A 20,272-nucleotide genomic window follows, 5' to 3' on the forward strand; every position below is an offset into this window, starting at 1 on the left:
CCTTATTTTAAGCACGCCGGAAATATTATAGTGTATTTATTAACAAGCAGAAAATTGAATTTTGTATTTTATATGTAGCTAATATCATATTTATAGGGGTTTTTTTATATTTAAACCTGTATTTATGAAAATCTTGCCTATGCTTATCAAGACACTGCTTAAGCAGTTTTTTAAATTAAACAAAAAACAATAAATTTAGGTGAGCTCTATGAATAAAGGTAATTTAAACGTTTCAATCACTAATTTAACTGGAGAAACAATTTTTCATGTAAGTTTTTTACACAACTATAAAAACGATGCTTACAATGCAGGAAAAACATTACAAATAGAACCAGGTGAAACTATTGGTATTGGCGAAGTGACATTTTGGACACACGAACCAGAAGATAGCGCTAATTACTGGTGGGTTCAATTTGAGCACTTTGAAACCTACTACGCTAGCATTTTAGGGGAGTTTAATTGTGAGTTAGATAAGAAGGATATTGAAAGTGGCGGTGCAGTTAGTGTTAAAGTGACTTTAGATACCATGACAGTGATTCCGCCGGTTTCAGAAACCCGTACGACAAAAATAATGGCGACTAAGCGCTAAGTTAATGTAGACAATAAATTAGTTTAGAAAACAAAAAGCCACTAACATTCGTTAATGGCTTTTAAACTTTCACTCTACTAGCTAATTGCTTTAATTAGTGATCTTCGTTAACGATATTTAAATTGTATTTTGGAATTTCAACAATTAAATCTTCATCTGCGATAATCGCCTGACAACCTAAGCGTGATTCAGGCTCTAAGCCCCAAGCTTTATCTAACATATCGTCTTCAAGTTCATCACTCTCTTCTAGAGAATCAAAACCTTCACGAACCACTAAATGACAAGTAGTACAAGCACATGACTTTTCACATGCATGTGGGATTGATATACCATTTTTTAGAGCGACATTAAGTAATGTTTCTCCCGTTTTAGCTTCAATTGCAGCGCCTTCAGGGCATAACTCTTCATGTGGTAAAAAAACAATTTGTGGCATTTTATTATAAACCTCGTCGATGTAAATCGGCTTTAAATCTTTTTAAAATAAATATCTTTAAACTTGATCAACTGATTGACCTGTTAGGGCCTTTTTAATTGAATCATCCATTCTGCGAGCAGCAAAGTCTGAACTTGCATTATCAAGCTGCGTAATGCCTACTTTAAGCTGCTCAGGCGTTGTTGCTGTATCACGTAACTGCATTAGCTTATTAATTTCAGCTTCTAATGTTGCAAGCTCATCTTCTGATAATAAACCTTTTGCTTCAGATAATGATGCATTAATTGCTTCAATAACACGTAACGCTTCTACTTGTTGCTCTTTAAGCATACGCGCTTGCATATCTTCTTTAGCAAAACTCATCGAGTCTTTAAGCATTTGTGCAACTTGCTCATCTGATAAACCAAATGATGGTTTTACTTGGATTTCTGCTTGTACACCAGTTGATTTTTCCATTGCTGTTACACTCAACAGTCCATCAGCATCAACCTTGAAAGTAACCAATATATGTGCAGCGCCTGCCGCCATAGGTGGAATACCTTTTAGACTAAATTTAGCCAGTGCACGACAATCATCGACTAACTCACGTTCACCTTGAAGAACAGTTAATACCATGCCTGTTTGGCCATCTTTAAAAGTAGTAAACTCTTGCGCTCTCGCAACTGGAATCGTGGTATTACGTGGAATAATTTTTTCAACTAAGCCACCCATAGTCTCTAAACCTAAAGACAAAGGTAATACATCAAGTAATAACATATCTGAGTCAGGTTTATTACCTACTAATATATCAGCTTGAATTGCTGCGCCGATAGCAACTACTTGATCAGGGTCGATTGAAGTTAATGGCAATTTATCAAAAAATTGACCTACTTGTTCACGTACAAGTGGCATACGAGTAGAGCCACCTACCATAACAACTTCTAATACTTCTTCATTTGTTATACCCGCATCTTTGACTGTACGACGACATGCGCGCAGTGTCTTTTTAACCAATGGCGTAGCTAATTCATTGAATAACTCTTTAGTTACTTCAACAGTGTGGCTTTGCTGTGCAAACTCTAATACAACATTTACTTTTTTATACTGGCTTAGTGCTTCTTTACATGCTTTTGCTTTACTCATAAACAAACGCAAAGTTGGGGCATCTAACTCATAGTGCGCAGTTTGCTGTTTAAAGTATTCAATTAATAAAGCATCAAAGTCATCACCACCTAGGCTAGCATCTCCGCCAGTTGCTAATACTTCAAATATACCTTTAGATAACCGTAAAATTGAGATATCAAATGTGCCGCCGCCCAAATCATAAACAGCAATAATACCTTCTTGCCCAGAGTCTAAACCATAAGCTACGGCTGCTGCAGTTGGCTCGTTTAATAATCTTAGTACATTTAAGCCAGCTAATTCAGCTGCATCTTTAGTACCTTGACGTTGTGCATCATCAAAATGCGCTGGCACAGTTATCACAGCCCCAGTTATATCATCACCGCCAAAAGAGTCTTGGGCACGATTTTTTAAGGTTTTTAAAATTTCACTTGATGCTTGGATCGGGTTGATTGGGCCTTGACAAGTTTCAATATTAAAAATGCCATCTTGCTCTGATAGTTTATAAGGTAATTGCGCATATTCAGCTTCAATATCTTCTTTAGATTTACCTAAAAAACGCTTCACTGATACTAAGGTATTTTCAGCATCTAAAGCAGCATTTTTAAATGCATTAGCACCCACTTCAATACCATATTGCGTATAGTGAACAACTGAAGGTAACATCACCTGATTATCTTTATCAGCTAAAGTTTTTGCTTCACCGCTTAAAACTGTTGCGACTAGTGAATTAGTTGTACCTAAGTCAATTCCAATCGCTAACTTATGTTGGTGAGGTGCCGCGCTCTGCCCCGGCTCAGCAATTTGCAATAATGCCATTTAAAATACTGCCATTTTAATGTTATACGTTAATCATTAAATAAAGAGTCTTCAACCCTTTCAAGTTCATCACGTAATTTATAAATAAATTTTAGTTTACGCACTATATCTGCCGCACGCTCTAGTTCTGCTAATTCAGTTTGATTTATCAAAGCTTTTAGTTGCTGATGAAAATCGTTTTCAAGCGTTTTAATTTTTTTATCAAATGCTTCTATTGCTGCCTCAGGATCATTTGCAGAACTAATATCTTCAAGTTCTTCTCTAAGCTCCATTTGCTGCATCAAAAACATTGGATCTTGCAATGTTTGTTGCTCAGCTCGAATATCAACACCACGCTCGGCTAACATATATTCAGCGCGTTTTAGTGGATGTTTTAAGACATGTAATGCATCGTTAATTTCTGCTGATTTTTGCACTGCAAGTAATTGTTCCTTACTACTATTATGCGCAAATTTATCCGGGTGCACTGCTTTTTGTAATTGTAAATAAGCTTGGTTTAACAAAGCCAAATCAATATTAAAATCAATTGGTAAAGAAAATAGCTCAAAGTACTTCATTTAAAACCTTTAACTTAATTTAAAGCTGTATCAATAAAAACAAGAAAGCCTCAATATAAGTTGAGGCTCTTATTTCACTATCATATTTTACAAGAAATACTTGTCCAAATATTAAATGTAGAATAAAAACATGCTAGTTTTGTGATATCACTATACGGTGAAGCTTTCACCACAACCACATTCGCCACTTTGATTTGGATTTACAAATTTAAAGCCTTCGTTCAAACCTTCTTTTACAAAATCCAATTCAGTGCCATCAATATAAACAAGGCTTTTAGCATCAACAATAACTGTTACACCATCATGTTCAAATGTTTCATCGCCTTCAGCAAGTTCATCAACAAACTCCAGAACATATGCTAAGCCTGAACAACCCGTGGTTTTAATACCTACACGCAAGCCGATACCTTTGCCACGATTATCTAAAAATGATTTAACGCGCGCTGCTGCTGCGTCTGTCATAGTGATTGCCATACTAATGCCCTGCTTTTATTTGTTAACTTACTTATTGATTATGCTTAGTTTTATAATCTGTGATAGCTGCTTTAATTGCATCTTCAGCTAAAATAGAACAATGGATTTTAACAGGTGGTAATTCTAATTCAGCAGTGATATCAGTATTTTTGATTTCAGCAGCTTCATTAATTGTTTTACCTTTAACCCATTCAGTTACTAATGATGATGATGCTATTGCACTACCACAACCATAAGTTTTGAATTTTGCATCTTCAATAATGCCATCATCAGAGATTTTAAGTTGTAATTTCATTACATCGCCACAAGCTGGTGCGCCCACCATGCCTGTTGCTACACTTGGATCATTTTTATCAAATGCGCCAACGTTTCTTGGGTTCTCTACGTGATCTAATACTTTATCGCTATAAGCCATGCTTATTACCTCTATTACTATTCATTTCAGACCACTATTAATTGCTACGGTTAATAGTGGCTAGTGGGCATTCACCCATTAATGTTCTTTTAAATTAGTGACCAGCCCACTCAACAGTATCTAAATCGATACCGTCTTTAAACATTTCCCATAGAGGAGACATATCACGTAACTTACCAATTGAACTATTTAATAATTTAATTGTGTAATCAATTTCTTCTTCAGTTGTAAAACGACCAATACTGAAACGAATTGAGCTATGTGCTAACTCATCGTTACGACCAAGCGCCCTTAAAACATAAGATGGCTCAAGGCTCGCTGAAGTACATGCAGAACCTGAAGAAACAGCGATATCTTTTACAGCCATTAATAATGACTCACCTTCAACATAGTTGAAGCTAATATTTACAATGCCAGGTACTGATTGATCAGGTGTGCCATTAAAGTAAACTTCTTCAAGTTCACTTAACATGCCATCAATTAAGCGTTTACGAAGCTTAGATATATGAGCATGATCAGATTCAAATTTTTCTTTTGCTACGCGGAAAGCTTCACCCATACCAACAATTTGATGTGTTGCTAAAGTACCTGAACGCATACCACGCTCATGCCCACCACCATGCATTTGTGCCTCTAAGCGCGCACGAGGCTTACGACGTACATATAATGCACCTATGCCTTTTGGACCGTATACTTTATGTGCTGAGAAAGACATGAAATCAACTTTTAATTCTTTTAAGTCAATAGCTACTTTACCCGCACTTTGTGCACCATCTACGTGGAACATAATTTTGCGTTCGCGACACATTTCACCAATAGTCACGATATCTTGAATAACACCTAGCTCATTATTAACATGCATTACACTTACAAGTACTGTGTCATCACGCATTGCATCTGCTAGCTTTTGTAAATCTAATAGGCCGTTATCTTCAACGTCCATATAAGTTACTTCAAAACCTTGGCGTTCTAATTCACGACAAGTATCAAGTACCGCTTTATGCTCTGTTTTAACTGTAATGATATGCTTACCTTTACTTTTTGAGTAAAAGTTTGCAGCACCTTTAATTGCAAGGTTATTTGACTCTGTAGCACCTGATGTTAATACGATTTCACGTGGATCTGCATTGATTAAAGCAGCAATGTCGTGACGTGCTTGATCAACAGCTTCTTCAGCTTGCCAACCAAAACGGTGAGAACGGGATGCAGGGTTACCAAAATTTCCGTCCATTGTAAGACATTCAATCATTTTTTCTGCAACACTCGGATCTACCGGTGTAGTTGCTGCGTAATCTAAATAAATTGGTAACTTCATTTTTTATCTGCTCCGGTCCTGCTTATAATTGATAACTAATTTGAATATTTTCTAATTGTGCAATGGCCTCACTCAAATGTGAGTCTTGGCGCATTGAAACTGCTTGAACATCACTGTGTGTTACTAATTCGCCCAAAGTAATATTATCTAAAAATTCTTTAATTCTACTACTTAACTCTAACCAAAGATTATGTGTTAAGCATTGTGACCCACCTTGGCAATTTCCTTTACCTTGGCATTTTGTTGCATCGACAGATTCATCAACGGCCGAAATCACATCGCCAACCGAAATAGTTTCGGCTTCTTTACCTAATAAATATCCACCGCCGGGACCTCTAATAGAGCGTACTAAGCCATGTTTTCTAAGGCGAGCAAATAACTGCTCTAAATATGAAAGTGAGATTTCTTGACGTTCTGATACATCAGATAGCGATACGGGACCCACTTGAGAATGTAATGCAACATCAAGCATTGCAGTAACTGCATATCTGCCTTTTGATGTTAATTTCATTTGAGCCCCCAGAATTAAACAATTTTGAATGGCGAATTTTAATTACCTGACTAACATAGTCAAGTATTATATTACCATTACAACTAAATACCCGACTAATTTGCTCAGGTATTGTTATATTCTAAATACCTGAGTAAATTAGTCAAGTATTATCCTCATGATTAAATTTCAGGTTTAAACTGTTTAAACCTTAATTTGGAGCTTTAATATTTATAATAAAAATTGGAATCTTTGTTATAAATTTTGGGCAAGTACTCATAGTCTCTATTCTATAAATTACTCAACCCTCAATGTTTTCCATCAAAGGCCAAGTATGTTCATTAGAATAGTCAGGCTATTTAAATATGAGTCTAAAATGAGCTATAAAGACTGCTAAGCAGATCTATTTTTTAATCGTTTTACCAATAGAAGATAAAATTCCACGCAAAATATTTAGTTCTACTTCTTCAGGGCGTGCACGATTAAATAAACGGCGTAGTTTAGTCATAACAATACCTGGATGCTGCTTTATAATAAAACCAGTATCATTTAATGTTGTTTCTAGGTGATCGTAAAATAATTCCATTTGTTTTGAACTTGGGTAGTTACTTTCATCTTCAACAACTGCTTCAGTTGGATTATCAATTTCTTGTGATGCTAAATATGACATACGCACTTCATAACATAATGTTTGCACTGCCATAGCTAGATTCAATGAGCTATATTCAGGATTAGCTGGAATACACACATGATAATTACACAGTTGCAATTCTTCATTTGATAAACCACTGTTTTCACGACCAAAGACTAAAGCAACAGGACCAGACTTAGCACCTTCAATCATTTTTTCACCACACTCTCTTGGTTCAACCATAGGCCAAGATAATGTACGTGAACGAGCACTTGTGCCGATCACTAAAGAACAATCAGCTATTGCCTCTTCTAAAGTATCAACGACAACTGCATTACCTAAGACATCGGTTGCCCCTGCAGCTAATGCGGAAGCGTGGCTGTCAATTTCATTAACAGGATCAACTAAATATAATTTAGACAACCCCATAGTCTTCATTGCTCTAGCTGCAGAACCTACATTTCCGTTATGTGATGTATTTACTAATACGACTCTTACTTCATTTAAAAGCATGATTTAAGTTATTCCGAACAATTCATTTAATTATGTAAATTCTACCATAATTTATAAAATCGTCAGCTATTAGATTTCTTTTAAAAAATAATCGGTTTAAATTATTGATTAAATGTTAAACAATGCAATAATTCAAAAATGCTATTTACTTTAGTATAAAAATCGCTAAAATAGCGCGGCTAAATCACAGTGTGATTTATTGTTCTTTTACATACATAATCCAAAGGTATACTTATGCATCCTATGTTAAACATTGCGATCCGTGCTGCGCGTAACGCTGGTAAAGTTATTGTTCGTGCTTTCGAAGAGCCAAACAAAATTGAAGTACAACAAAAAGGTAGCAATGACATTGTAACAAACATAGATAAAGATGCTGAAGCAGTTATCCGTGAAACTATCTTAAAATCTTACCCAGATCATAGCATCGTAGGGCAAGAACTAGGAGAGCATAAAGGTAAGAGCACTGAATACCAATGGATTATTGACCCTATTGACGGCACTTCAAACTTCGTTAAGGGTATCCCACACTTTGCAGTTTCAATTGCACTTAAAGTAAAAGGCCGTTTAGACCAAGCCGTTATTTATGATCCAATTCGTGGTGAGTTATTCACTTCTTCTCGTGGCCAAGGCGCACAATTAAACAGTAAACGTTTACGTGTTTCAAAAGCAAACGAGCTTATGGGCACTATTATCGCTACTAGCTTCCCATACAAGCATAAACATCATTTAGAAGCTTATAGTAAAAGCTTCCAAGCATTATTTACACAAACTGCGGATATGCGTAGCTCAGGCTGTACAGCATTAGATTTAGCATATGTTGCAGCTGGTCGTGTTGATGCATTTTATGCAATTGGAACTAAACCATGGGAAACTATCGCTGGTCAACTTATTGTTAAAGAAGCTGGCGGTCTATTAATGGACTTTACAGGCGGCAATAACTACAAAGAAAGCGGTAACTTAATTTGTGGTTTCCCTAAATTATCACAGGCTATCGTTAAAGAAATTCGTCCACATTTAACAGATACATTATTACGTTAATTGAAACGATTAAAATAGATATTGAAAAAGGAGCCTAAGGCTCCTTTTTTGTTTTAATTAATACTATTCCAGTTAATTAGCTGGTCACTTAATTATCGGAATGGGTAAAACTCTTTTAATTGATTTCTACGATAACCAATCGCTATCAACAAAATGAAAATCCAATATAAACTACCGCCACTATCTCCTTTTTGAGGATCTGGTTCAGGAATAGGTTCCGTCACTTCTTTTTCTGATACCGTTACTTTTATTATACCAACAGCTTGTGCGTTAAAAGAGTCTTTAATGGTATAACTAATTTCATCTAAGCCAATAAAGTCATTATTTGGAATATACGTCAGCGTATTATCAGTATTAATAGCCACACTGCCGTTTTGCGCTACCCCAGATACAAGATTTAGTTGATCACCTTCAGGATCACTGTCATTTTCAAGTACCTTAATTATTACAGATTCACCCTTAAATGTTGTTGCTATATCATCGACTGTTAAAGGCGCTTTATTAGCAATAACATCAATGATTACTTCAGCAAAGTCAGCACCGCCTTTACCATCTGAAATTGCATAAACAAGGGTTTCAGTACCTACAAAGTCATTCATAGGGTTATAATTCAATTGATTTTCAATGATGGATACTTCTCCTAACACGGCATTCGCAGGATTAATAATTAAAGCATCATTATCTCTATCAGTATCATTAGCTAAAACATTTATCGTGATAGCTGTATTAACTCTAGTTTGAGCTGCATCATCTACAGCTACAGGCTGATGATTACCATCATAAATAACCGCAACACCGCTAGGGTCTACAATCGTACCATTAACTAATTGGTCAACATCGTTAGGTCCACCATCTGATATCTGAACTTGCACACACCAATAACCTGCAATTAAACCTAACTCCCAAATCTCAGAGCCTGGAGGAGGACAATATCCATAATCACCTGAAGTAGAGAATACCTTATCTTGACTTGTTATAACAAAGTTTTGCCAATCTCCACTCGCAAGTTGTTTACGGTATAAAGCGTTTGCAGGAATTGGATTAAGTTGTGGAAAAACAATTTTATAGCTTTGATCTGTAGGTGATAATCCCTCAACAACAAAGTCATAAACACCACCTGTATTTAAAGCATCGATATCATCAACAGCACCGTTTTCGACTAAAGCACCGGTAATATTCCCACCTATTGCTTTATCACCCAAGCGTAAACAGCCAGCACTTTCGCCTTCGATTAAGAAACTGCCACTCGTTTCTAAACTTGATGGCAAAACATTACATTCATCAATCGCATCTAAATAATCAACTATGCCATCATTATCACTGTCATTTTGCCCTTCAACATTATCAGGAATACCATCTAAATCAGTATCTGAACCATCTAAATCTGCAGCTTCTATCTCTAATTTAATTGTTATTTCTTTTGTTAAGATACTCTCTTGTTTACTTAAATCTCTTAACTCTAAATTAAGCTGATAATTGCGTGTATTTAGTTGGCTAGGCTCAAAACTAAAAGTCAAGTCTGAGTTATCTGTATCGGTTAATAACAGCTCAGTATTAGTCCAGTTATATTGATATTGTTGATTATGATCTGGATGTTCTACTTCAGCACTTACAACAACTAATCCATTTTTTTTATTAACAATTGTACTTTGAATATTATCTTGCTCAACTTTAAGATTAACTAGAGGCAAAATATCATCTTCAGTAATAGTAATCGTGTGTGAAGACTGAACACTTCGATTAACACCATTACCTAACGAAATAATAATCGTCTCATCCCCTTCATCTAATTCATCTTCAAAAACATTAAACGATATTTCACCTTCAGTACCTGATTCTATAAATAAAGTGCCATTAGCTAAATCATGATCGATATAGGTCTCTGCTGTACCACTGACTTTATAGGGAATTGCGAGTGGGTAGCTAGGCGATAGGCCATTCAACTTAACTTCAACAGTAACAGCAAAACCTTCCGTTGCATTTTGCTCTTTAGGTAAAAATATTAAAGGTGCTACAGTCACTTTTTGACTAGTAATCGCAATTTGATTATTACTATCAATTGTTTGCCATAAAACAGTATTAACACCTGGTTTAAAGAAAACGTTTTTGTCTTTTAATGTAACAGGCAAAGAGCTGCCACTTTTATCTACCGCAGTTGCTGTGCCTAGTTCAACTTTAGTAAAGATACCTGAAGCATCAACTTCAATATCGTTAGGTTTAGTAATTACTGGCAACTCATTTTCTGGCATATTAATATCAACTAAAGCAAGTGCTGAATCTTCCCCACCTAGTCCATCAGAGATCTGGTATTCTATAACAGCTGTCCCATTAAAACCCTCTAATGGTGTATAAGTTAAAATACTATCAACCCAAGAGACTGAACCTGTTTGTGCATTGGCGCCTATTATTTTCAAGTTATCACCATCAATATCACTATCATTATTAAGCACCATGATATTAAATGTCTGCCAATTACTTCTAGATACGCGATCGTTATTAGCTAATGGCGCATCGTTTACGGGGTCAACAATAACATCAATTATGATAGGTTCTGATTTTGCAATACCGTCTTGTACTTCAAAAGTGAAACTGTCATCGCCATTAAAGTCACCATTTGGGGTATAAGCTAAAAATGGAGGTTGCCCACTAATCATGCCATTTGGTGGGTTTTGAATTATTTTATATATCAAGTCTTGGCTATCAATATCACTACCGGTTAATTTAAATGATATAGATTCATCTTCTAATACTTCTAAAGATTGCTGATCGCCAACTGGAATATCATTTACTGCTTTCACATCTAAATATATAGTGACTATATCTGAATCTAAATTGCCATCATTAACCTTAAAGGTAAAACTGTCATCTCCAAAGTAGTTTTCAAAAGGGGCATAGTTGAGATTAGGTATTTCTCCCGTTAAAACACCATTTTCTGGGTCTGAGACCAGTGAGTAACTAATACCATCACTTTCAGTATCACTTCCTGAAATAGTAAAACTTGTAATTTGATCTTCTATCGCAAAAATAGTTTCTTCGTTGCCAACTGGCGCATCATTAACGGCTTCAACATTAATAGAGATAGTTGCATTAGTTGAATCTAAAACACTATCATTGACTTTAAAAGTAAAGCTATCTTCACCAAAATAATCTTCATTGGGTTGATAAACAACATTAGGGGCATTCCCCGTTAAGGTACCGTTTTCAGGTTCAGACATTAAGGTATAAATTAAATTATCTCTATCGGGATCTGTTCCTTTTAATTCTATTTCTAATGCCTTATCTTCTTTAGTAGATACAGTTTCAGCTACAGAGACCGGAGCATCATTAATATTATTAATTTGAATATAAACAGCTGCTGTTGATTTACCATCTTGATCATCACTGACCTGATAAATAAAGAAATCTTCTCCAGCATAATCTAATTGCGGTGTATAAGTAATTTTTCCACTTGCACTTACCTCTGTAGTGCCAAATTGAGCTTCGGTAGTAACAATCACAGAATGAAGTACCAATTGACCATCAATATCTTGATCATTTTCTAAAACATCCACTACAACTGCGACCTCTTCATCAGTTTGTGCTTCGTCATCATTACTCAAAGGATTATCATTTACTGTTTCAATGGTTAATAATACCGTGGCAATATTCGATTCAGCGCCTAGGTTATCGGTTGTTTGATAAGTAAAACTATCAGTACCAAAAAAGTTTTGATTTGGGCTATAGGTCAATTGCAATGTTGAAGTATCAATAATCACACTACCTTGAGTGGGTGCTTCTAAAACCTTTATTGATTTAATAGTACCATCTATATCTGAATCATTGCCTATTGCGTTAATATCTAGCGGAATATCTTCTTTGAGTACGACAGTATCATTAACAGCTATTGGTGCATCATTTATGCTAGTAACGCTTACATTCACATCAGCTTCACTAGATAATGCATTTTCAGTATCTTTAACTGTGTAGGTAAATGTATCTAAACCAAAATAGTCTTTATTTGGGGTATAAATCACACTGCCATCTAATTGAACCTCTACAATACCATTTTTTGGCATTACCACTAATGCAACGCTAGTGATATCCATAGAGCCATCAATGTCTTCATCATTATCAAGCACTTTAACTCTTACACTTGTATCTTCTTCTGTGGTTGCTTCATCATTAACGGTTCGAGGCGCATCATTATTGCCTGAAATATTGATACTAACACTTGCTGTATTTGATACCGCACCATGAATATCACTGACAGTATATTCAAAAGTGTCACTTCCAAAATAATCATCATTCACTTTATACGTGATTAAACCATTGCTATTCACTGTCGTCCTACCAAAAGCAGCCTGAGTAGTCACTGCAACTGTACTGCTACTAATTTCTGCGATGTTATCAACATCTGTATCATTAGTTAAAACCGCTATCACTACCGTATTGTCTTCTGTTACGCTTGTCGTATCATTAACCGCAATCGGTGCATCATTCACACTATTAACCGTTATAGTTACTGGCGTTGCACTGGAAACTGTTCCTCTTAGATTTGTTACAACATAACTAAATGTATCTGAGCCAAAATAATTATCATTTGGCGTATAAGTCACAATTCCATTTACAGTATTTACAGTAGTTGAGCCATTGGTTGGAGCAGTAACCACAGTAACACTGGCAGGATTTAAGTCATTACCTAAACCATCATCATTAATCAGTACATCAATTAAAACTTGGTTATCTTCGTTAACAGAAACGATATCTGCTTGAGTTTCATTATCATCATCAAGAATAAATACTGTTTGTTGCTGTACCCCACTTTCGACACCACCATTAACACTTGTGATATCAATGATAATGCTTTCATCTGATTCTTCATTAGTATCTTGAATAGCAGTTAAATTAGTTGAGCCAGTTGTTTGGCCTTGGGTAATTGTAATAGTTGAATTTGGAGTTATATAATCCCTACCGCTTGTTGCTGTACCAGAGTAAGTTAAAGTTATAGTGACGTCTTCAAATGTTGCTTGGTTCAAAGTTGCTGTAATTTCTGTAAAACCTGTCGCTTCAGCAATTGAAGTTGCATTAACATTTAAACTAACATTAGCGGTTTCATCATCTACTAATGTAACTGTTTGCTGTTGTACACCACCTTCACTACCACCAATGACACTCGCAATGTCGATAATAATCGTTTTATTACCTTCTATTGTCGTATTATCTATCGCAGTAATACCTGTATCGGCATTTGCAGATAAAGCACCGGCTTGAACTGTGATAGAGCTACTTGGCGTATTGTAATCGACGGCTCCTGAAGCTGCTGTTCCTGAATAAACTAAATTAACAATCACATCTGCATAGGTTTCATTACTTAAAGTAGCAGTGATATTTGAAGAACCATCAAGTTCAGATACCGTATTTGAAGCTACAGATAATAAAACAACCGGAGCAGACTGCGCATCAGTAATAGAAACGGTTTGTTGATTAGTTGAGCCAACTGTACCAATAGATACCGTATCTAAAGTAACTATGACCGTTTCATCAACTGCTGCATCATGAATATTATCGACCCGTCCAGTAATAGCGATAAGTGAGTTACTATTAAGTTGTGGGATTAATATACTATCTGATTTTGTATAATCGACATCTACAGTAGCGGTACCCGTGTAAGACAAACTTGCATTAATGGGGTCTGGCCATTGATTATTTAAACTACCAGTTAAAGTTGCAACTACATTTGACGTACCACCATTTTCTAAAATTGAATTTGATGACACACTTAAATTTACTTGTGGGTAATTAGCGTAAATTGTATCTTCGGTCTGGCTTATAGCCGTTGTAAATTGATTACTTTGCACATTACCACTGTCTTTTAATATGATATCAACGGGGATATCAGCTCCGCTAGCTCGATCAGTTCCTCCGTTAGCTATTACATATGTTGCTTTATAGCTATTATTCCCTAAATCAGTAAAATTAGTCAACGCAACGGAATTAACTGCACCTGAAACAAGAGTTAACCCGACTTGATCAGCAAAAATTGTTACAGTGACACTATCACCAACTTTATGAATGGAATTAGGTAAAGAAACACCTGAAATAATAGGGGCAGCATTAACCGATTGAGAATTAAAACCAGATAATAATATGATTAACAAAATCGTAAATGGCAGTATTTTCATAGTTTTCACTTTTAGATGAAATAAGTAATTAGCTTTCGTTATTAACTTTTAAAATATAATTTTAAGTGCTATTGGCTAAATATATGAGTCTGAATTTAAATTATCACCTCATAACCAAGCTTTCAATCGAAAACGATAAGCTATAAATCATGCAAGAAAGAAACCAATAAAAGTAATTACTACCAACATCTTATACATTAATTAATAAAAAATTTAGATATTGAAAGGATTTAACACACTATATTTTTGGGGTTTAAGTAAAGTTAAGCGCTCTTTGGTAATAATTTATCAACATTAGATATAGGGAAGTCGGGTGGTGTTTGAGGGAGTTTTATTGGCCTTTGCAATAAATAGCCTTGCATTAGATTAATGCCTAAGGTTTTCAATAATAATAGTTCTTCATCTCTTTCGATACCTTCAGCAATCACTTGTGTACCAGTTTCCTTTGCTAATTCAATAATCATTTTCAAAAAGGTTTTTTTTACAAAACTCTGATCGCAACGATCTATGAAATACCTGTCAATCTTCACAATATCAGGTAATAACTCTGACCACTGCTTTAATCCAGAGTAACCTGCACCTAAATCATCTATGGCAATGGCAAAACCTAACTCCCTATAATGCTGAATTGTTTGTTTGAATAATGCATCATCGGCAACTTTTTCTTGTTCTGTCACTTCAATAATCACACGATTTGTAGCGAGATCATTTTGCGCTAACAGGTTTAAGGTTTCTCCTTTTGGGTGAGCGGGATCTAATAAAACATTAGGGCTTACATTTAAAAGAAGCTTGCCCTCTAGCTTTAAATTAGCAAAATTGACTATAGCTTTTTTACGACATAATAGCTCTAGTTCTGATATTTTTTGCTCTACTGATGCGAGTTTAAATAATGCTTCAGGTGATTCTAATACTGAATTTTCAGGACCTCGACTTAATGCCTCATATCCTAAAATAGTTTTATTACCAAAATCAAAAACTGGTTGAAATACAGTTGTGATCATTTCGTTTTTAATTATCTCAGTAAAAAAATCTGCATCAGAGCGCATAACTATGTACCTAATTTATTTGATGCTATGATTGTATGAAATTTACATGACAGTTTTATTGCAAAAAAAAGCGACTCAATTGAGTCGCTTATAAAAGGTCGATAAATTTAGAAATGCTTATGGCATTTCATCAAATTCAGCACCTTCTTTTTCAACTACTTCAGGTATCATATCGTGCTTACTTACACCTAATGCTACAGCTACTGCACTTGCAACATAAATAGAAGAATAAGTACCAACAAATACACCAAATAATAATGCAGTAGCGAAACCATGAATGATTTGACCACCCCAAACAAATAAGGCGATTAATACAAGTAATGTTGTGATTGATGTTACTAATGTACGATTAAAAGTTTGCGTTAGAGACATATCAATAATCTCTAACGTATCGTCAATACGCACTTTACGGAAGTTTTCACGAATACGATCAGATACAACTATCGTATCATTAAGTGAATATCCAATTACCGCTAAAATTGCCGCTAATACCGTTAAATCAAACTCTAAACCCAGTAATGAGAACAGACCAACAGTCAAGATAACATCATGCGCAAGGGCTGCAACAGCACCTAGAGCAAAGCGCCATTCAAAACGCATCGCAACATAGATTAAGATACAAATAAGCGCAGTAAGCATAGCTAAGCCACCTTGCTCTTTTAAATCTTCACCAACGCTTGGGCCTACAAACTCAATTCGACGCATTTGCGCGTTTTCATCAAAAAGTTTCATAGCATCCATCAATTGATTGCCAATCACTTCAGCTTTAACGTCTTTGCCACGTGGCGCTAAACGTATTAAAACGTCAGTGCTCGAACCAAATAATTGTAATGATGCATCAGGGAAGCCATTTTCAGATAATACCGTACGGATTTTCTTTAAATCTGCTGGTTGTGAAAAACCAACCTCAACAGATGTACCGCCTGTAAAATCTAATCCGAGCTCTAACCCTTTACCAAAAAATATACCGATTGAAGATATCATCAATATAGCCGAAAATATCATGGCGATTTTACGTTTCGCCATAAAACCTATCGTGCCTTTAACATTTAATAATTGCATGTATAGTCTCTCTTATATCGACAGCGTATCTAGGCGTTTTCCGCCCCAGATCAAGTTAACAACGGCACGAGTACCTACTATCGCAGTAAACATCGAAGTTAAAATACCAATTGCAAGTGTTACAGCAAAACCAGCTATTGGACCAGTACCCACAGAGTATAAGATCACGGCTGCAATTAATGTTGTAATGTTAGCATCTAAAATTGTACTAAAAGCACTGTTGTAACCTTCATGAATCGCTTGTTGTGGACTACGCCCTTCAGCTAACTCTTCACGAATACGTTCGAATATAAGCACGTTGGCATCAACTGCCATACCAACTGTTAATACGATACCTGCAATACCTGGTAAGGTTAATGCGGCATCAGGAATAAGTGACATCACACCAAATATCAGAACAAGATTTGCACCTAGCGCTAAATTGGCTACTAAACCAAATTTACGATAATACATAAACATAAATGCAAGTACTAAAGCGAAACCTAATACAACAGCAGTCATACCTTTTTCAATATTTTCTTTACCTAAGCTTGGACCAACAGTACGCTCTTCAACAATTTGAATTGGCGCTACAAGTGCACCGGCACGAAGTAATAAACTTAAAGTATGGGCTTCGGCTGGATTATCTAAACCTGTAATACGGAATGAACGGCCTAAGCGGGCTTGAATAGTTGCGACATTAATAACTTCTTCAACCTTAATAGGTGGCAATGCTTTACCATTTTTATCTTTTTTACCTGACGGTTTATATTCGATAAAAACAGTTGCCATGCGTTTACCTTGGGCTGTTTTAGTAAAGGCTGACATTTTATTTCCGCCTTTACTATCTAACTGAATATTAACCTGTGGGCGACCATTTTCATCATTACCAGATTGTGCGCCAGTAATATGAGAGCCACCTAAAATAATACGCTTTTTCAGTAAAACAGGGTAACCTTGACGATGCATGATAATTTCAGAACCTGGTGGTACACGACCAGCAGCGGCATCACGTACATCTGAATTTTCGTCAACTAAACGAAACTCAAGAATAGCTGTTGCACCTAAAATCTCTTTAGCCCGTGCAGTATCTTGAATACCTGGTAATTGTACAATGATACGTTCAGCACCTTGACGCTGTACATTTGGTTCAGCAACACCAATTTGATTTACACGATTACGAATAATTGTTTCATTTTGCTTGATTGCATAAGTTTGTATTTCTTTTAATTTGATATCACTTAAGCTAACTACAAAGGCTAAATCATTACTGCGATCATCGCTAAAGATATAATCTCTATATCTATCTTTTAGGAAACGCTCTGCCTTATCTTTTAATTCATCTGTACGCATTACTACTTGTACTTTATCTTGGCCACTTACACGACGGATCGTTCTATAACGAATTTTTTCACCACGTAAGTCACTGCGAAAATCTTGAACCATAGTTTCCATAGATTTATTAACGGCAGTTGCCATATCCACTTCCATCGTGAAGTGAACACCACCGCTTAAATCTAGGCCTAGCTTCATAGGTGAACCACCTAAACTTGCTAACCATTTAGGTGTATCTGGTATCATGCTAATTGCAGATATATAACCATCACCCAAAACATCTCTTAAAACATCTTGTGCTTTAAGCTGTGAATCTACATCTTTAAAACGGATTAAAACTTGATCTTTAACTAGTTCAGACGATTTTAATTGTATATTGTTATCAGCCATCGTTTTAGATACAGTATCTAAAACAGCTAAATCGGCTGTTGCGCCTTTTGCACCTGATATTTGTATTGCCGGATCACGACCATACAAGTTTGGAGATGAGTATATTAAACCAATAATCACTATCGCCAATACCATCAAGTACTTCCATAATGGGTACTTATTCACCTGTTGTATCCTTCTTATTTTTTATAAGTAGGCTATAAATAAAAATTTATAGCCTAAGTTAAACTATTGTTTAACACACAAATCATCTTATAAAGATTTCATTGTGCCTTTTGGTAACACAGCTGAAACTGCTGATTTTTGAACTGTTACTTGCGTTTGGTCGTTTAAAGCAATAACAACAAAATCTTTATCATCAGCAACTTTAGAGATTTTTCCTACTAAGCCGCCTTGAGTAAGTACTTCATCACCTTTACCAAGCGCGCTCATTAATGATTTATGTTCGCTAACACGCTTAGCTTGAGGACGATAAATTAAGAAATAAAATACTAAACCGAATAGGGCTAGCATAATTAACATTTCGTAACCGCCACCTGGCGCTGCTGCTGGTGCATCAGCTGCGTATGCATTTGACATAAAAAAACTCATAAAAACCTCTTTAGTATTACTATTTTTGAATATGATATAGATTGGGCTTGTGCCCATAAATTACAAGGCAACATATGTTGCCTTGTAATCAAATTAAGTATTTTCTTTTAGTTCAGGAACTTCTTGCCCTCTAATGGCATAAAAGTTTTCAACAAATTCTGTTAATTTACCTTCACTGATTGCATCTCGTAAACCTTGCATCAAGCGCTGATAATAACGTAAATTGTGAATCGTGTTCAATCGCGAACCTAAAATTTCATTACATTTATCTAAATGATGTAGGTAAGCTCGAGAATAATTTTTACATGTATGACAGTCACACTCAGGATCAACAGGGCCTGTGTCTGTTTTATGTACTGCATTACGGATTTTTACAATGCCATCTGTAATGAATAAAAACCCATTTCGTGCATTTCGTGTTGGCATAACACAATCGAACATATCGATACCACGACGAACTGCTTCTACTAAGTCTTCAGGTTTACCTACGCCCATTAAATAACGCGGTTTTTCTTCTGGCATTTTATAAGCACATTCATCAAGAATATTGATCATATCTTCTTTTGGCTCACCAACTGATAAACCACCTAATGCATAACCATCAAAACCAATTTCTTCTAAACCTTTTTGAGATTGCGCTCTAAGCTCTGGATACATGCCGCCTTGAATAATACCAAATAACGCAGCCGGACTTTTACCGTCTTCAACATTGTTATGCTCAGCTCTAGAACGCTTAGCCCAACGCTGAGATAATTCCATTGACTCTTTAGCTTCTTTTTCAGTGGCTGGGTACGGCGTACATTCATCAAATATCATTACAATATCTGAACCTAAATCACGCTGAACTTGCATTGATTTTTCAGGTGTCAGCATGATTTTGTCACCGTTTACCGGAGAGCTAAACATTACACCTTCTTCAGTGATTTTCCTCATTTTACCTAGGCTGAAAACCTGAAAACCACCTGAATCGGTTAAGATTGGCTTATCCCAGTTCATAAAGTCATGTAAATCACCGTGCTGTTTAATGATTTCAGTACCAGGACGAAGCATTAAGTGAAAAGTATTACCTAGGCAAATATGCGCGCCAGTTTCTTTTACTTCATCTGGCGTCATGCCCTTTACAGTACCGTATGTACCCACAGGCATAAAAGCTGGTGTTTCTACTACACCACGATCAAAGATCAGGCGACCACGACGGGCTTTACCATCTGTACGGTCTAATTCAAATTTCATTTTAACCTCGTTTGCCGGAAAAACAGTCCAACTAATTTAGGGATTATACGCTCAAAACATACCAAGATGCTTGAGTTTAAACGCGCGATTTTACATGTTT

At 35.9% G+C, this 20,272-nt stretch carries 15 protein-coding genes and 1 pseudogene; 2 read left to right on the forward strand and 14 right to left on the reverse strand.

Features of this window, described 5'->3' with window-relative positions:
- Positions 1–208 precede the first annotated feature (208 nt).
- Positions 209–589, forward strand: a complete 381-nt coding sequence (locus PSA_RS17620) for a hypothetical protein (RefSeq protein WP_042151821.1) — start codon at positions 209–211, stop codon at positions 587–589.
- 94 nt (positions 590–683) lie between these two features.
- Here PSA_RS17620 and fdx read toward each other — a convergent pair whose 3' ends face one another.
- The 8 genes from fdx to trmJ all read right to left on the reverse strand — a co-directional run bounded on the left by fdx (position 684) and on the right by trmJ (position 7,337).
- Complete coding sequence (gene fdx, locus PSA_RS17625) at positions 684–1,022, reverse strand: ISC system 2Fe-2S type ferredoxin (protein WP_042151819.1); 339 nt, start codon at positions 1,020–1,022, stop codon at positions 684–686.
- A 57-nt stretch (positions 1,023–1,079) separates the two neighbouring features.
- On the reverse strand, positions 1,080–2,942 hold the full coding sequence (gene hscA, locus PSA_RS17630; RefSeq protein WP_042151816.1) for a Fe-S protein assembly chaperone HscA: 1,863 nt from the start codon (positions 2,940–2,942) through the stop codon (positions 1,080–1,082).
- A 29-nt stretch (positions 2,943–2,971) separates the two neighbouring features.
- Entirely contained in the window at positions 2,972–3,499 is a 528-nt protein-coding gene (gene hscB / locus PSA_RS17635) for a co-chaperone HscB (protein WP_042151813.1), read from the reverse strand.
- 150 nt (positions 3,500–3,649) lie between these two features.
- On the reverse strand, positions 3,650–3,973 hold the full coding sequence (iscA, locus tag PSA_RS17640) for an iron-sulfur cluster assembly protein IscA (RefSeq protein ID WP_042151810.1): 324 nt from the start codon (positions 3,971–3,973) through the stop codon (positions 3,650–3,652).
- Between the two features lie 31 nt (positions 3,974–4,004).
- The gene (iscU, locus tag PSA_RS17645) at positions 4,005–4,388 is read right to left on the reverse strand and encodes a Fe-S cluster assembly scaffold IscU (protein ID WP_042151807.1); all 384 of its coding nucleotides are present in this window, start codon (positions 4,386–4,388) and stop codon (positions 4,005–4,007) included.
- A 94-nt stretch (positions 4,389–4,482) separates the two neighbouring features.
- Positions 4,483–5,703, reverse strand: a complete 1,221-nt coding sequence (locus tag PSA_RS17650; RefSeq protein ID WP_042151805.1) for an IscS subfamily cysteine desulfurase — start codon at positions 5,701–5,703, stop codon at positions 4,483–4,485.
- Positions 5,704–5,725: 22 nt separating this feature from the next.
- Positions 5,726–6,214 carry a Fe-S cluster assembly transcriptional regulator IscR gene (gene iscR / locus PSA_RS17655; protein ID WP_042151802.1) on the reverse strand — a complete coding sequence of 163 codons (489 nt, stop codon included), beginning with the start codon at positions 6,212–6,214 and terminating at the stop codon, positions 5,726–5,728.
- Between the two features lie 382 nt (positions 6,215–6,596).
- The gene (trmJ, locus tag PSA_RS17660) at positions 6,597–7,337 is read right to left on the reverse strand and encodes a tRNA (cytosine(32)/uridine(32)-2'-O)-methyltransferase TrmJ (protein ID WP_042151799.1); all 741 of its coding nucleotides are present in this window, start codon (positions 7,335–7,337) and stop codon (positions 6,597–6,599) included.
- A 234-nt stretch (positions 7,338–7,571) separates the two neighbouring features.
- Here trmJ and suhB point away from each other — a divergent pair, with 234 nt between their 5' ends.
- A complete protein-coding gene (gene suhB / locus PSA_RS17665; protein WP_042151796.1) occupies positions 7,572–8,375 on the forward strand; it encodes an inositol-1-monophosphatase in 804 nt (267 codons plus the stop codon).
- A 92-nt stretch (positions 8,376–8,467) separates the two neighbouring features.
- On the opposite strand, the gene PSA_RS17670 is transcribed toward suhB, so the two are convergent.
- The 6 genes and pseudogenes from PSA_RS17670 to tgt all read right to left on the reverse strand — a co-directional run bounded on the left by PSA_RS17670 (position 8,468) and on the right by tgt (position 20,172).
- Positions 8,468–14,536, reverse strand: a complete 6,069-nt coding sequence (locus tag PSA_RS17670) for a tandem-95 repeat protein (RefSeq protein ID WP_042151792.1) — start codon at positions 14,534–14,536, stop codon at positions 8,468–8,470.
- Between the two features lie 323 nt (positions 14,537–14,859).
- A pseudogene (locus tag PSA_RS17675) lies at positions 14,860–15,582 on the reverse strand (EAL domain-containing protein); the annotation flags it as partial.
- A 117-nt stretch (positions 15,583–15,699) separates the two neighbouring features.
- Positions 15,700–16,644 carry a protein translocase subunit SecF gene (gene secF, locus PSA_RS17680; protein ID WP_042151789.1) on the reverse strand — a complete coding sequence of 315 codons (945 nt, stop codon included), beginning with the start codon at positions 16,642–16,644 and terminating at the stop codon, positions 15,700–15,702.
- 12 nt (positions 16,645–16,656) lie between these two features.
- The gene (gene secD, locus PSA_RS17685) at positions 16,657–18,513 is read right to left on the reverse strand and encodes a protein translocase subunit SecD (RefSeq protein ID WP_269432812.1); all 1,857 of its coding nucleotides are present in this window, start codon (positions 18,511–18,513) and stop codon (positions 16,657–16,659) included.
- A gap of 87 nt (positions 18,514–18,600) precedes the next feature.
- On the reverse strand, positions 18,601–18,939 hold the full coding sequence (yajC, locus tag PSA_RS17690) for a preprotein translocase subunit YajC (protein WP_042151844.1): 339 nt from the start codon (positions 18,937–18,939) through the stop codon (positions 18,601–18,603).
- A 93-nt stretch (positions 18,940–19,032) separates the two neighbouring features.
- Positions 19,033–20,172, reverse strand: coding sequence for a tRNA guanosine(34) transglycosylase Tgt (gene tgt / locus PSA_RS17695; RefSeq protein WP_042151783.1), 1,140 nt, complete (start codon positions 20,170–20,172; stop codon positions 19,033–19,035).
- Positions 20,173–20,272 lie beyond the last annotated feature (100 nt).

The sequence above is a fragment of the Pseudoalteromonas sp. '520P1 No. 423' genome (assembly GCF_001269985.1).
Lineage (GTDB): Bacteria > Pseudomonadota > Gammaproteobacteria > Enterobacterales > Alteromonadaceae > Pseudoalteromonas.

Bases quoted from the DNA above. Each gene is read 5' to 3' on its own strand.
- suhB (WP_042151796.1), top strand. From the start codon at position 7,572: ATGCATCCTATGTTAAACATTGCGATCCGTGCTGCGCGTAACGCTGGT.
- PSA_RS17670 (WP_042151792.1), bottom strand. From the start codon at position 14,536: ATGAAAATACTGCCATTTACGATTTTGTTAATCATATTATTATCTGGT.
- yajC (WP_042151844.1), bottom strand. From the start codon at position 18,939: ATGAGTTTTTTTATGTCAAATGCATACGCAGCTGATGCACCAGCAGCA.
- iscR (WP_042151802.1), bottom strand. From the start codon at position 6,214: ATGAAATTAACATCAAAAGGCAGATATGCAGTTACTGCAATGCTTGAT.
- PSA_RS17650 (WP_042151805.1), bottom strand. From the start codon at position 5,703: ATGAAGTTACCAATTTATTTAGATTACGCAGCAACTACACCGGTAGAT.
- tgt (WP_042151783.1), bottom strand. From the start codon at position 20,172: ATGAAATTTGAATTAGACCGTACAGATGGTAAAGCCCGTCGTGGTCGC.
- hscA (WP_042151816.1), bottom strand. From the start codon at position 2,942: ATGGCATTATTGCAAATTGCTGAGCCGGGGCAGAGCGCGGCACCTCAC.
- iscA (WP_042151810.1), bottom strand. From the start codon at position 3,973: ATGGCAATCACTATGACAGACGCAGCAGCAGCGCGCGTTAAATCATTT.
- iscU (WP_042151807.1), bottom strand. From the start codon at position 4,388: ATGGCTTATAGCGATAAAGTATTAGATCACGTAGAGAACCCAAGAAAC.
- hscB (WP_042151813.1), bottom strand. From the start codon at position 3,499: ATGAAGTACTTTGAGCTATTTTCTTTACCAATTGATTTTAATATTGAT.
- trmJ (WP_042151799.1), bottom strand. From the start codon at position 7,337: ATGCTTTTAAATGAAGTAAGAGTCGTATTAGTAAATACATCACATAAC.
- PSA_RS17620 (WP_042151821.1), top strand. From the start codon at position 209: ATGAATAAAGGTAATTTAAACGTTTCAATCACTAATTTAACTGGAGAA.
- secF (WP_042151789.1), bottom strand. From the start codon at position 16,644: ATGCAATTATTAAATGTTAAAGGCACGATAGGTTTTATGGCGAAACGT.
- fdx (WP_042151819.1), bottom strand. From the start codon at position 1,022: ATGCCACAAATTGTTTTTTTACCACATGAAGAGTTATGCCCTGAAGGC.